This is a genomic window from Brachybacterium sp. B718/18 (assembly GCF_055454375.1).
In genome coordinates this window covers 30109-42900 of the sequence record NZ_JBVDDO010000012.1, presented here as the reverse complement: position 1 = coordinate 42900, position 12792 = coordinate 30109, and the positions used below count along the sequence as shown (strand labels likewise).

11 protein-coding genes are annotated in these 12792 nt (G+C 73.5%); 9 read left to right on the top strand and 2 right to left on the bottom strand.

The annotated features are described in order from the left end of the window. Positions 1-9 precede the first annotated feature (9 nt). Entirely contained in the window at positions 10-2193 is a 2184-nt protein-coding gene (locus ACZCAH_RS14305) for a potassium transporter Kup (protein ID WP_464341725.1), read from the bottom strand. A 152-nt stretch (positions 2194-2345) separates the two neighbouring features. Here ACZCAH_RS14305 and ACZCAH_RS14300 point away from each other — a divergent pair, with 152 nt between their 5' ends. After that, a complete protein-coding gene (locus ACZCAH_RS14300; RefSeq protein WP_464341724.1) occupies positions 2346-3146 on the top strand; it encodes a sugar phosphate nucleotidyltransferase in 801 nt (266 codons plus the stop codon). Continuing rightward, positions 3143-4450: a galactokinase family protein gene (locus tag ACZCAH_RS14295; RefSeq protein WP_464341723.1), complete on the top strand. Its 1308-nt coding sequence runs from the start codon at positions 3143-3145 to the stop codon at positions 4448-4450. The genes ACZCAH_RS14300 and ACZCAH_RS14295 overlap by 4 nt, the downstream gene beginning before the upstream one ends. Positions 4451-4824: 374 nt before the next feature. Here the strand turns inward: ACZCAH_RS14295 and ACZCAH_RS14290 are convergent, their stop codons facing one another. Continuing rightward, positions 4825-5904, bottom strand: a complete 1080-nt coding sequence (locus tag ACZCAH_RS14290) for an adenosine deaminase (protein WP_464341722.1) — start codon at positions 5902-5904, stop codon at positions 4825-4827. 382 nt (positions 5905-6286) lie between these two features. Here ACZCAH_RS14290 and purB point away from each other — a divergent pair, with 382 nt between their 5' ends. The 7 genes from purB to ACZCAH_RS14255 all read left to right on the top strand — a co-directional run. Further along, positions 6287-7654: an adenylosuccinate lyase gene (gene purB / locus ACZCAH_RS14285; protein WP_464341721.1), complete on the top strand. Its 1368-nt coding sequence runs from the start codon at positions 6287-6289 to the stop codon at positions 7652-7654. Continuing rightward, positions 7651-8289 (top strand): GNAT family N-acetyltransferase, encoded by a 639-nt coding sequence (locus tag ACZCAH_RS14280; RefSeq protein WP_464341720.1) that lies wholly within the window; start codon positions 7651-7653, stop codon positions 8287-8289. Before purB ends, ACZCAH_RS14280 begins: the two co-directional genes overlap by 4 nt. Then, a complete protein-coding gene (locus ACZCAH_RS14275; protein WP_464341719.1) occupies positions 8286-9080 on the top strand; it encodes a transporter substrate-binding domain-containing protein in 795 nt (264 codons plus the stop codon). Before ACZCAH_RS14280 ends, ACZCAH_RS14275 begins: the two co-directional genes overlap by 4 nt. A 3-nt stretch (positions 9081-9083) precedes the next feature. Further along, positions 9084-9761 carry an amino acid ABC transporter permease gene (locus ACZCAH_RS14270; RefSeq protein ID WP_329746267.1) on the top strand — a complete coding sequence of 226 codons (678 nt, stop codon included), beginning with the start codon at positions 9084-9086 and terminating at the stop codon, positions 9759-9761. 7 nt (positions 9762-9768) lie between these two features. Next, positions 9769-10602 (top strand): amino acid ABC transporter ATP-binding protein, encoded by an 834-nt coding sequence (locus tag ACZCAH_RS14265; protein ID WP_464341718.1) that lies wholly within the window; start codon positions 9769-9771, stop codon positions 10600-10602. Continuing rightward, a complete protein-coding gene (locus ACZCAH_RS14260; RefSeq protein WP_464341717.1) occupies positions 10602-12128 on the top strand; it encodes an MmgE/PrpD family protein in 1527 nt (508 codons plus the stop codon). Before ACZCAH_RS14265 ends, ACZCAH_RS14260 begins: the two co-directional genes overlap by 1 nt. Beyond that, positions 12125-12792, top strand: a 668-nt coding sequence (locus ACZCAH_RS14255; RefSeq protein WP_464341716.1) for a M20/M25/M40 family metallo-hydrolase, incomplete at its 3' end; no start/stop codon positions are given. The genes ACZCAH_RS14260 and ACZCAH_RS14255, both read left to right, overlap by 4 nt.

Genomic DNA, 12792 nt, shown 5'->3' with positions numbered 1-12792 from the left:
CGCCCCGCGCTACAGCACCGACTCCGCGCCCATCACGACCGTGCGCGCGGGCGGCAGGTGCAGCACCTGGGTGCGGTTCGCCGAGGCCTTCTCCAGCTGGCGGAACAGGACCCGCTGCCAGCGCGGCATGGCGTCGTCGCTGCCCGGCTCGATGCGGAAGACGGACAGGAAGTACACGGCCTGCTCGGGATCGACGATCAGCTCGGGGCAGTGCGCGGTGCAGTCCGGGGTGCAGACCGCCTCGACGCCGGCCGCGCCGCCAGCCCCGTCGGCCGCGCCGCCGACGCTGGCCGTCCCACCGGCCCCGGCCCCGGCCCCGGCCGCCCCACCCGGCCGATGCGGCGCACCCAGCTCCTCGACCGCCGTGCGCAGCGCGGCCGGGACGTCCTGGCTGTCGTGGAAGCCGACCAGGTAGGTGACGTGGACGATGCCGTCGGAGGGGTCGCCGAGGTCGTCGACGTGGACGCGGTCGTCGCGGTGGACGTGCGGGACGCCGAGATGCTTCATCGTCATGATCACGACGTGCTCGTGCAGCACCTGGTTCATCGCGACGTTGGTGCGCAGCGCGAGCGGGACGGTGGTGGGGTCGCCGTGCGGGTAGACGGCGAGGCCGGGCACGCGTCGCGCCTGCCGCGCCGGTCCGGTGACGAACTCGTGGATCGGGCCTTCCATCTCGCGGCGCCTTCCGAACATGATCCGCGAGCCGCGCTTCCAGGTGAGCATGATGCAGGTCAGCGCGGCGGCGATGACCAGCGGCAGCCAGCCGCCGGCGGGGATCTTGACGACGTTCGCGGCGAGCAGCACCAGCTCCAGACCGCCCACCACGACCGCGAGCAGCAGCACCCGCCACAGCGGCCAGCGGCGGATCTTCAGCGCGTACAGCAGGAACAGGGCGAGGACCAGGATGATCGTCGCGGTGACCGCGAGGCCGTATGCGGCGGCGAGCGCCTCGGAGCGGCGGAAGACCAGCACGAGCGTGAGCACGCCCGCGAAGAGGATCAGGTTGATCAGCCCGATGTAGATCTGTCCGCCGTGCTCGCGGTCGGTCTGTGTGACCTTCAGACGCGGCAGCAGCGACAGCCGCGTCGCCTGCCGGGACACGGAGAACGCCCCGGAGATCACGGCCTGGGAGGCGATCACGGTGGCCGCGGCGGCGAGGCCGACGAGCGGCAGGCGCAGCGCCTCGGGCACGAGCGAGAAGAAGGGGTTCACGATCGCGGTCGGGTCGGCGAGGATCAGCGCGCCCTGCCCGAAGTAGTTGATGACCAGCGCGGGGAGCACGAGCGCGGCCCAGGCGACGAGGATCGGACGGCGCCCGAAGTGCCCCATGTCCGCGTACAGCGCCTCCGCGCCGGTGATGGTGAGGACCACGGCGCCGAGGGCGATGAAGGCGATCACCGGGCGGTCGACGACGAAGGCGAGCGCGTAGTGCGGGGAGATCGCGCGGAGGATCGACGGGTTCGCGACGATCTGCGGCAGACCCATCGCGATCAGCACCACGAACCAGGTCACCATGATCGGCCCGAAGGTGCCGCCGATGCGGCCGGTGCCCCAGCGCTGCACGGCGAACAGACAGGTCAGCACCACGACCGCGCCGGGGATGATCACCGCGTTGGAGACCGAACCGGTGGTCTCGATGCCCTCGAAGGCGGAGAGCACGGAGATCGCCGGGGTGATCACGGAGTCGCCGTAGAACAGCGCCGCGCCGACCACGCCGAGGACCAGCGCGACCTTCAGCTCCCGGCCCGAGCCGCGGCCCGTCAGCTTGCGGCCGATCAGCGCGGTGAGCGCGAGGATCCCGCCCTCACCCTGGTTGTCGGCCTTCATGATCAGGCCCAGGTAGGTGACGGTGACGATGAGGATCAGGCACCACAGCACCATCGACACGACGCCCAGCACGTCCGCCTCGGTGGGGGCGACCGCGTTGTGGTGGGTCGAGAAGACGGTCTGCAGCGCGTACAGCGGGCTCGTGCCGATGTCGCCGAAGACGACGCCCAGCGCGCCCAGGACCAGCAGCGGCAGCGGCTTCGGCCGACGCTCGGTGCCCGAGTGGTCGAGGTTGCGGTGCGGGTGGTCGTGGTCGGGCGGGGGCGCGACGGAGGGTTCGGTGGGGTGGGACGGTTCGTCCGCGGCGGCCGACGGGTCGGCGGTGGGTTCTCCGCGGAGGGAGTCGCCCGAGGTGTGCTCTGACACGAGCGGCAATCCTGCCACCACCGCGGCTCCGCGCAAGCCCCGGGGCCCTGCGTGGACTGTCTTGTGCGTCACCAGTGCCGGCCGGGGCGTGGAGCGGAGCGAGCGGTCCGGGGGCGGGACCGAGGATCCACCGCGCGTCTACGATGACCAGCATGATCACCACAGCCGTCGTCTTGGCCCGCGGTCTCGGCTCGCGCATGCGCGCCGCCGGCGCGTCGGCCGATGCCGCCCTCACCCCCGAGCAGGCGGCCGCCGCCGCGTCCGGGCACAAGGCGCTCATGCCGATCGGCGCGCACCGCCTCATCGACTACTCGCTGAGCGCGCTCGCCGACGCGGGCATCACCCGCGCGATCCTCGTCGTCGCCCCGGATCACGAGGACTTCACCCGGCACCTGGAGCGGGTCGCGCCGCAGCGGTTGCGGGTCGAGCTCGCCGTCCAGGCGGAGCCGCGGGGCACGGCCGACGCGGTCGCCGCGGCGCGCGAGGCCGTCGGCTCCGAGCCGTTCGTGATGGTCAACGGCGACAACCTGTACCCGACGGGCGGCATCGGCGCGCTGCTCGCGGCCGAGGGGAACGCCCTGCTGGGCTTCGACCGGGCGGCGCTGGTCGCCGAGTCGAACATCCCCGAGGACCGGATCGCCGCCTTCGCCCTGCTCGAGGAGACGGGCGGCCGCCTCGAGGCGATCGTCGAGAAGCCCGACGCGGCGACGGTCGAGGCCGCGGGCGAGCACGCCCTCGTCTCCATGAACGCCTTCGCCTTCACCGAGGAGATCTTCGCGGTGTGCGCGCGGATCGCGCCGTCGGCCCGCGGCGAGCTGGAGATCGTCGACGCGGTCCGCGAGCTCGCGCACGTGCAGGTCATCCCGTTCGCGGGCGGGGTGCTGGACCTCTCGCGCCGCGACGACATCGACGAGGTGGAGCGCCGTCTGGCCGGCGTCGAGGTCGCCCTGTGAGCTCTGCCCCGGTCACCTGGCACATGCCCGGCCGGCTCGAGGTGCTCGGCAAGCACACCGACTACGGGGGCGGCCGGGTGCTGGTGTGCGCCGTCGACCGCGGCGTGACGGTGCGCGCCGCCGTGATCGCGGGGGCCGACGGGACGCTCGAGGCCACGACCGACGTCGTCGACGGCGCGCTCCGCCTGCGGGCGGGGGAGGAGGCGGGCCTGCCCGCGGGGCATTGGGGTCGGTACCTGCAGACGGTCCTGGACCGTCTGACCGCGAACTTCGGCGCGCTGCCCGCGGCCCGGCTCGAGATCACCTCGACGCTGCCGCCGGCCTCGGGCATGTCGAGCTCCTCGGCCCTGCTGACCGGCACGGCCCTCGCCCTCGCCGACCTCGCGGGGCTGCCCTCGACCTCCACCTGGCAGGCACAGATCCCGGACCGGGTCGCGCTCGCCGGCTACGCGGCCTCGATCGAGAACGGGAAGACCTTCGGCACGCTCGCCGGACGGACGGGGGTCGGGACCTCGGGCGGCTCGCTCGACCACACGGGCATGCTCACGAGCGAAGCGGGGATGCTCTCCTACGCCGAGTTCGATCCGATGCGGATCCTGGACCGGGTCGCGCTGCCGGAGGAGTGGAGTTTCGTCGTCGCCGTCAGCGGGGTGCTCGCGGAGAAGACGGGCGGCGCGCAGGAGGCGTACAACCGCGGCCCCGCCCTGCTCGGCGAGCTGCTCGCCCGGTGGAACCGGCGCGCGGGCCGGCCCGACGCCAGCCTGCAGGCCGCACTGCGGGCGCTGCTCGGGGAGGATCCCGCGGGACCGGTCGGCGCGGGCGCGGCCGGTGCGAGCCAGGTCAGGGCGGTCTCCGCGGTCCCGGTGGTGGTCGACGACGAGCCGCGGCTCGTCCGGCTGCTCGAGGTCGCCGAGCCGGGAGCGGAGCGGGAGCGGCTCGAGCAGTTCGTGCGCGAGTCCGTCGAGCTCGTGCCCGCGGCGCACCGGGCGCTGCGGAACAGTGACCTGGATGCCTTCGCCGCCGCGGCGCGCACCTCGCAGCGGTACGCCGAGACGCATCTGGGGAACCAGGTGCCGGAGACCATCGAGCTGGTGCGCCTCGCGGAGAACCTCGGCGCGCGGGCGGCGTCCGCCTTCGGGGCGGGCTTCGGGGGCAGCGTGTGGGCGCTCGTGCCGACGACAGGGGCCGACGCCTTCGCCGCCGACTGGCTCGCCCGCTACCGTGCCTCCGGCCCCGGGCAGGCGCACGACCGCGCCACGACCCTGGTCACCCGCCCCGGGCCCGCAGGGCGGCGGGTGGAGTAGAAGCGTGCCTGGCCCCTGCCTCCCCCGGCCCGGCTGCTGAAACTCCGCGCCTGGCATGACCTCAGCCCGTGTGGAGCGTTGAGGTCACGCCACGCGCGGTGTTTCAGGCGAGGAACCGGAAGACGCCGCTCCGCAGCCCCCGAACTCCCACCCACCGCCCACGGCCACTGCCCCCGCCGCATGTCTCCACCTCCCGGCTACCCCGCGCACCTCCCGGCCACCTCTTCCCGCGCCCCTCCCCGCCCCCTCGCCCCGGAAACCCCACAGACTTGGGGGAATGAGCGCCTTATTCCGCCGGGTTCGTGGGGGTTCTGCCCCGAGGTCGGGGACGGGGCGGGGGTTCTATTCCGGGGCCAGGCCCCCGCCCGCGCAGCTCACCTCGCGGCGGCGTACGCCGGAACCACGACGTCCCGTCGCAGCGCCTCCCGGTCGGCGGCGGGAGCGAAGCCGGCGTCGAGGGCGGTGAGGGTGACGCGCTCGAGGTCGCGCACGGTCCAGTCGCAGACCTCGGCGACCAGGGCCAGCTCGCGACCGGTCGAGGTACGGGACATGAGCCGGTTGTCGCTGGAGACGGCGAGGCGGAAGCCGGCGGCGTCGAGCCGGCGCACCGGATGCTCGGCGATCGTCGCGGCGATGCCGGTCTGGAGGTTGGAGCTGGGGCACACCTCGAGGCAGATCCCGTCGGCCTGCACCCGCGCAGCGACGGGGCCGACCCCACCAGCCTCGGCCCCTGCGTCGTTCCCGCCCAGGTCCTCCACGATCCGCACCCCGTGCCCGAGACGCTCGGCGCCGCAGTCGAGGGCGTCGGCGATCGAGGCGGGCCCGTCGCCCTCCCCGGCGTGGATCGTCACCCGCACCCCGAGCGCGCGGGCGAGCTCGAACACCGCTCGGAAGCGGGAGGCGGGGTACCCGGCCTCGGGCCCGGCGAGGTCGACGCCCCACACGCCGCGATCGCGGTGGGCATCGGCGAGCCGCACCAGGTCCTCGGTCGGCTCGAGGTGGCGGAGGTAGCAGAGCAGCTGCCCGGCGAGGATCGGCGTCCCCGCGTCCGACGCCGCGGCCATCCCCTCCTCGAGCCCGGCCTGCACCGCCTCGACCGCCTGCTCGAGGGTGAGGCCGCGCTCAAGATGCTGGTGGGGCGCCCAGCGGGTCTCGGCGTAGACGACCCCGTCGGCGGCCATGTCCTCCACGAACTCGCGGGCGATGCGGCGGAGGTCCTCGGGCCGCTGCATGAGCGCGAGGGTGCGGTCGAAGGTCGCGAGGTAGCGGGGGAGGGAGCCGGAGTCCGCGGCATCGTGGAACCAGTCGGCGACGTCGGGGGCGGTCCGGGCGGGCGGCTCGAGGCCCAGCTCGGCGCAGAGATCGAGCACGGTCTCCGGGCGCAGCCCGCCATCGAGGTGGTCGTGCAGCACGGCCGTGGGGAGGGAGCGGATCTGCGCGGGGGTGAGGCTCATCCCGGCAGGGTACGTCCCGCCGCCGCCCGCGAGCTCCCGTCCGTGAGGTCCCGGTCCGGGAGCGTCCCGCGCGGCGCGACACTGTCGTTGCTGTCGGAAGGCGCGCGAATACCGACAGCAATGACAGCGTCGACGCGGCTGACCGACGTCCATGACCGCCTCGGCCCGCGGTGCTGCGCCGCCCTGCCCCGCCGCGCCCCGTGTCGCCCCGCCGCCCCCGCATGAGCCGCCTCACGTCCCGACCCACCCGCCCCCACATCACGTACGCTTATGTTCGTCATCAACCATCTCGCCGGGTCCACATGCCGGTCAGGGCATGCGGACGGCCGAGCCGCGCTGCGACCCGCCCCGTCGGACCCGCCCCACGCTCGGGAGGCCCTCCGTGTCATCGCACGTCGTGGACATGCTGACCATCGGCAACAGCTTCAGCACCGCGGAGATGCGGGCGATCTGGAGCGAGGAGAACCGCCTGCGCCGGCAGCTCGACGTGGAGGCCGCGCTCGCCGTCGCCGAGGGGGAGCTGGGCGTGATCCCGGCCGAGGCCGCCGCCGCGATCGATGCCGCCGCGGCCGGGGACTTCGACCTCGGAGCGATCGCCGCCGAGGGCGCGAAGGCGATGCACTCCTTGAACGCCACCGTCTCCGCGCTGCAGGCCGCCGCGGGCGAGCACGGTGAGTGGGTCCACTTCGGCGTGACCACGCAGGACGTGGTCGACACCGGCGCCGTGCTGCAGATCCGCGAGGCCGCCGCGGTGCTGCGCCGAGATCTGGTCGCCGTGGGCCAGGCCCTGCGCGCGCTGACGATCGCGCACCGGGACACCCCGATGGCGGCCCGCACCCACTACGTGCAGGCCCTGCCCACCACCTTCGGCTTCAAGACCGCGATCTGGCTCGACGAGGTGCTGCGCCACCTGGATCGGCTCGAGGTCGCGACCGCCCACGTCCTCACCGGAAACATCTCCGGGGCGGTCGGCACCTACGCGAGCTTCGACGGCCGCGGCCGGGAGATCGAGCGCGCCACCCTCGCCCACCTGGGCCTCGCGGCGCCGCGGATCTCCTGGCAGGCGGCCCGCGACCGGATGGGCGAGTACTCGAGCGTGCTCGCGCTGATCTCCACCACCCTCGGCAAGATCGCGACCGAGCTGTCCTCCCTCATGCACAGCGAGATCGGCGAGGTCGAGGAGCCGTTCACGGCCGGGAAGATCGGCTCGACCACGATGCCGCACAAGCGCAACCCGGCGCTGCTCGAGGGCGCGGCGGCGCTGACCGCCCCGATCAAGCACGCCCACGCCCTGATCCTCGACGGGGCCGCGACCGTGCACGAGCGCGACGCGATCTCGTGGCGCGCCGAGTGGATCGCCCTGCCGGAGATCCACCTCTACCTCGCCTCGCAGTTGCGCACCCTGGGCACGATCCTCGGCGGGCTCGTGGTCCACGAGGACGCCATGCGCCGCAACCTCGAGCTGCAGGGCGGGCTGATCCTCTCCGAGAAGGCGATGTTCGAGATCGGCCGCGAGCTCGGCAAGCAGACCGCGCACCACGTGGTCTACGCGGCGTCGATGACGGCGGTCGAGGAGGGCCGGCACCTCGCCGACGTCCTCGCCGAGGACGAGCGGGTCTCTGCCCACTTCGATCCGGCGACGATCCGCTCCTGGCTCGAGGCGACCGCCTATCTCGGCGAGACGGCCGACGCGATCGACGCCGTGCTCGCTGCGGCCGACGACGTCCTGCCCGCCCCGGAGAGCGCATGACCGCGCCCGGCGGTTCCAGCCCGACGCTCGTGCTCCTCGACGAGTCCCACCTCGTCGAGTACCGCGAGCTGCTCCACGCCGCCTATGCGGAGCCGGAGCGGCTGGGCGTCCACTTCGCCGCCGCGACCGCGGACGACACGCAGATCGTCCGCCACCTGAGGGAGAACCTCGCCTACGGGCTCATCGCCGACGCCGGCCCGGACGGCTCCGCCCCGGCCGACGCCAGCCCGTCCGCCGCAACCCCCGCCGGCACCACCCCGTCGGCACCCCTCGTCGGCTCCATCTCCCTGCGCCTGCCGTGGGGGCCGAACCCGGGGCACCTGGGCCTGCCGCACATCGGCTGGCTCGCGGCGCATCCGACCCTCGCCCCGAAGGGCACCGGGGCGCTGCTGATCCAGGCCCTGATCGACCAGGTGCTGATCCCGCAGCTGCATGCCCCCGCCGTCTCCCTCGGGACGGCCGCCGACCATCCGTGGCTGGGCGCCTACTATCAGCGCCTCGGCTTCGAGCCCGTCGGCAGCGCGGACCTCGGCCTCGGCCACCTCACGAACTTCCACCTCCGCCCCCTCGATCCCCCCGCCTACGCCGGCTGGCGCACCCGCCACGCCGACCTCCTGGAAGGACTCACCTCATGAAGCGTCGCACCTTCGCCCTCTCCGCCCTGTCGGTCCTGGCCCTCCCGCCGGTCCTCGCCGCCTGCTCCGGCGGCGACGACAGCGGCGCGATCCGCGCCGGCTCCACCGGCCAGTCCTTCCCGAACTCCTACCAGGAGGACGGCACCCTGATCGGCTTCGACGTGGAGCTCATCGAGACCATCGCCGAGGGCCTGGGCCGCTCCGTCACCTGGACCAACGCGGACTTCTCCGGTCTGATGGGCCAGCTCGAGGCGCGCAAGCTCGAGACCGTCGCGAACAACGTCGCGGTCACCGAGGAGCGCTCGGCCCAGTACGACTTCACCCAGCCGTACGCGTACATGGGCGCCGTCGTGGCGGCGCTCGGCTCGAACACCGAGCTGAACGAGCTCGCGGACATCGCCGGCCACACCATCGCGGGCGTCCTCGGCTCGAACAACACCACCCACCTGGAGACCTGGGCGGCGGAGAACGGCGTCGACGTCGAGATCCGCACCTACGAGACCCGCGACGGGGCGATGCAGGACCTGCTCGCGGGGCGCGTCGACGGCTACATCCAGTCCTCCGGCATTTTCTACGCGGAGATGCAGAAGTCCGGCGCGGACCTCAAGTTCGTGGGCGAGCCGATCGCCTGGGAGTCCGTCGCCTTCCCGTTCGAGAAGGGCTCGGAGCTCGTCGCCCAGTTCAACGAGCAGATCACGGCGCTGCGCGAGGCCGGCACGCTCCTGGAGCTGTCGGAGAAGTACTACGGCGACGACGTGGTGACCGAGCCCGAGGGCTACACCGGAGGCTGATCCATGGGTATCGATCTCGATCCGGGGTACATGCTGGAGGTCCTGCCCCAGCTGCTCAAGCTCCTGCCGGTCACGCTGCTGATCGCGGTGGTCTCGATGGCCTTCGCGATCCTCATCGGCCTGCTCGTGGCGATGATCCGGTTCCTGCGGGTGCCGGTGCTGGACCCGCTCGCCCAGGTGTACGTGTCGTTCTTCCGCGGCATCCCCACCCTGGTGCAGCTGTTCCTCATCTACTACGGCCTGCCGCAGCTGATCCCCGCCATGTCCACGATGGACGCGCTGACCGCCGCGATCATCGGCTTCTCCCTCAAGGAGTCGAGCTATCTCGCGGAGATCTTCCGGGCGGCGCTGACCAGCGTGGACCGCGGCCAGCTGGAGGCGGGTCTCGCGACCGGCATGTCCTCCCCGCAGGTGTACCGGCGCTACATCATCCCGCAGGCGGCGTTTAACGCCCTGCCGGCGACGGGCAACATCTTCATCTCTCTGCTCAAGGAGACGTCGGTGGCCTTCACCCTCGGGCTCACGGAGCTGTTCGCGGAGGCGAAGATCATCGCCTCGGCCAGCTTCCGGTTCTTCGAGACCTTCCTGGTGGTGGGCCTGGTGTACTGGCTGCTGGTGGTGGGCTACTCCTTCTTGCAGGGCCGACTCGAGAAGCGGCTCAGCCGCGCGTACGTGAGGTGAGCGCAGCATGATCGACGTGACCGGCCTGTCGAAGACCTTCCGCGGGAGGTCCGGGGACAACACCGTGCTGGACGGTGTGGACCTGCACGTGGGCCGCGGCGAGGTGGTGGCGATCATCGGGCCGTCCGGCTCGGGCAAGTCCACCCTGCTTCGCTGCCTGAACCTGCTCGAATCCCCGGACTCCGGCACCATCGAGATCGATGGCGCGAGCGTCACCGCCCCGCGGATCCCTCGGGAGCAGGTGCGGGCGCTGCGCTCGAAGACCGCGATGGTGTTCCAGAGCTACCACCTGTTCCGCAATCGCACCGCGCTGGCGAACGTCATGGACCCCCTCACTGCGAAGGGCACGGCGAAGGCCGACGCCGAGCGGGAGGCGCGGGAGCTGCTGGAGCGCGTAGGCATCGTCGGCGCCACGCAGACCCAGTACCCGGTGACCCTCTCCGGCGGTCAGCAGCAGCGGGTCTCGATCGCGCGGGCGCTCGCCGTGCACCCGGCGGCGATCCTGCTGGACGAGCCGACCAGCGCCCTGGATCCCGAGCTCGTGGGCGAGGTGCTCGCGGTGATCCGTGACCTCGCCGACCGCGAGATCACCCTGGTCATCGTCACGCACGAGATGGCTTTCGCGGCCGACGTCGCGGATCGGGTGGTGTTCATCGACGAGGGTCGGATCGTGGAAGAGGGCCCCGCCCGCCAGGTGATCCGGGAGCCGCGCGAGGAGCGCACGCGCCGGTTCCTGCGAGAGCACGCTACGGGTGGGGTGTCGCGGCCGACGGGGTCCGACGAGCCGGATTCCGGCCCGCAGGGCGCCTCGCCGCTGGACCCGCACGGTCTGCCGGGCTGATGACCGACGCCCTCGCCCGCGCGGTCACCGCCGCCGATCCGTTCGGCGACGGCGATCGCGCGAGCGCGGCGGCCGACGGCGGTGCTGGGGCGGGTACGACCGACGGGGTTGCCGACGGCCCTGCGGGCGCGGCCGACGGCGGCGCGGGGGCGCTGCGGGAGGCGGCCGCGGAGGCGTTCAGCGACGTCATCGCGGCCTCCCTCGCTGTCGCCCAGGACCCCTCCGCCCTCGCGGACCGCGACCGGCTGCTCGCCTGGGCCCGCGCCCAGGGCACACCGGCCGTGCCCCGCCCCGTGATCGGTGCCGGGGATGCGACGGACCCCGCGACCCCGGGGCTGACCGCGGCGCACGCGGCACTGGTCGGCGGCTTCCAGGCGCATCTGCTGGACCTCGACGACACCCACGAGGACGTCCGCGGCCATCCCTCCGCGGTGCTCGTCCCCACCCTCCTCGCCCTCGCCGCGGACGACCGCCCGCTCGACGAGCTCTACGGGGCCTATGTAGTCGGCCTCGAGGTGATGGCGCGCCTCGGCCGCACCCTCGGCCCGGCGCACTACGCCGCCGGCTGGCATCCCACCGGCACGGCCGGGGCGGTGGCCGCGGCGGCCGCGGGCGCGCACCTGCTCCGCCTGGACGCCGAGCAGACCGCGACCGCCCTCTCGATCGCCGCGTCCCGCTCCGGCGGGGTGCGGGCCCAGTTCGGCACCCCCGGCAAGCCGCTGCACGCGGGTCTCGCCGCGCAGGCCGGGGTGGAGGCGGTGCAGTGGGCCCAGTCCGGTCTGCACACGGCCGACGCCGCGGTCACCGGCCCCTCCGGTCTGCTCGCGGCCTTCGGCGTGGGGGAGGCGGAGCGGGCGGCGCTCGTCGAGGGGTTCGGGGAAAGCTGGGCGACCCTCAGCCCGGGGATCTGGCAGAAGCGGTTCCCGTTCTGCTCGGCCGCCATGTCGATGGCGGATGCCGCTGCGCATCTCGTCCCCGTGCTCGACCCGCAGACCGTCCGCGAGGTCGTCGTGCGGGTGCGCCCGGGGGCCGATGCCGCCCTGGTGCACACCGCTCCCGTCACCGGGGAGGAGGCCCGCTTCAGCGCCGAGGCGATCCTCGCCCTGATCCTGTTGGGCCGCACCCCGGACCTCGCCGAGTTGTCCCCGAGCCCCCTGGACCCGCAGGTCACAGCCCTCGCCGCCAGGGTGCGCCGCGAGCACGTGCCCGGGGAGCCGCTGCCCGGCGGGCGCCGCGACTTCTGGGCCGAGGTCGAGGTGCACGCCGCAGGCGGCGCCGTCCACCGCGCCTCGGTGCAGCGGCCCCACGGTGCCCCCGGAAACCCGCTCTCGGCCGACGCCCGCCGCGCGAAGCTCGCCGCCGCGACCGGGGACGATTCCCGCGCCGCGCAGATCCGTGCTCTGCTGGGGGTGGACACCGCCGCGTCTGCCGTCAGCCTCGGCCCCGTGCAGACCCCCGTCGGCCGGCTCCTCGCGGAGCTGACCGCCGCCCCAACCCCGACCCCGCTGGAAGGACCCACCGCGTGACCCTCGCCGACCCCACCCCCGAGCAGCTCGCCCTCGTCCAGGACGAGGCGGTGCGCATCACCCGCGACCTGATCCGGATCGACTCCTCGAACTACGGCGGGCACGACCCGGAGACCTGGGGCCCGGGGGAGCGGGAGGCGGCCGATTACGTCGTCGCCCAGCTCGAGGAGGTGGGGCTCGAGCCGCAGATCCTCGAGTCCGCGCCGGGCCGCGCCAACGTGGTGGTGCGCCTCGAGGGCGAGGACCGCGAGCGCGGCGGGCTCGTGCTGCACGGCCACCTCGACGTGGTGCCCGCCGCGGCGGAGGACTGGTCGGTGGATCCCTTCGCCGCCGAGGTGATCGACGGGATGCTCTACGGCCGCGGCGCCGTGGACATGAAGGACATGGACGGGATGATCCTCGCGGTCGTCCGCCACCTCGCCCGCACCGGGCAGAAGCCGCCGCGCGACCTGGTCATCGTGATGTTCGCCGACGAGGAGGCGGGCGGCACCTACGGGTCCCGCTGGCTGATCGAGCACCACCCGGAGATCTTCGCGGGCTGTACCGAGGCGATCAGCGAGGTGGGCGGCTACTCGATCACGCTGCCGAAGAAGGAGGGCGAGGACGTCCGCGCCTACCTGCTGCAGACGGCCGAGAAGGGCTACGCCTGGCTGAAGCTGCGCGC

Coding starts and splice junctions, on each gene's coding strand:
- ACZCAH_RS14300 (WP_464341724.1), top strand. CDS start 2,346: ATGATCACCACAGCCGTCGTCTTGGCCCGCGGTCTCGGCTCGCGCATG.
- ACZCAH_RS14290 (WP_464341722.1), bottom strand. CDS start 5,904: ATGAGCCTCACCCCCGCGCAGATCCGCTCCCTCCCCACGGCCGTGCTG.
- ACZCAH_RS14280 (WP_464341720.1), top strand. CDS start 7,651: ATGACCGCGCCCGGCGGTTCCAGCCCGACGCTCGTGCTCCTCGACGAG.
- ACZCAH_RS14275 (WP_464341719.1), top strand. CDS start 8,286: ATGAAGCGTCGCACCTTCGCCCTCTCCGCCCTGTCGGTCCTGGCCCTC.
- ACZCAH_RS14270 (WP_329746267.1), top strand. CDS start 9,084: ATGGGTATCGATCTCGATCCGGGGTACATGCTGGAGGTCCTGCCCCAG.
- ACZCAH_RS14265 (WP_464341718.1), top strand. CDS start 9,769: ATGATCGACGTGACCGGCCTGTCGAAGACCTTCCGCGGGAGGTCCGGG.
- ACZCAH_RS14260 (WP_464341717.1), top strand. CDS start 10,602: ATGACCGACGCCCTCGCCCGCGCGGTCACCGCCGCCGATCCGTTCGGC.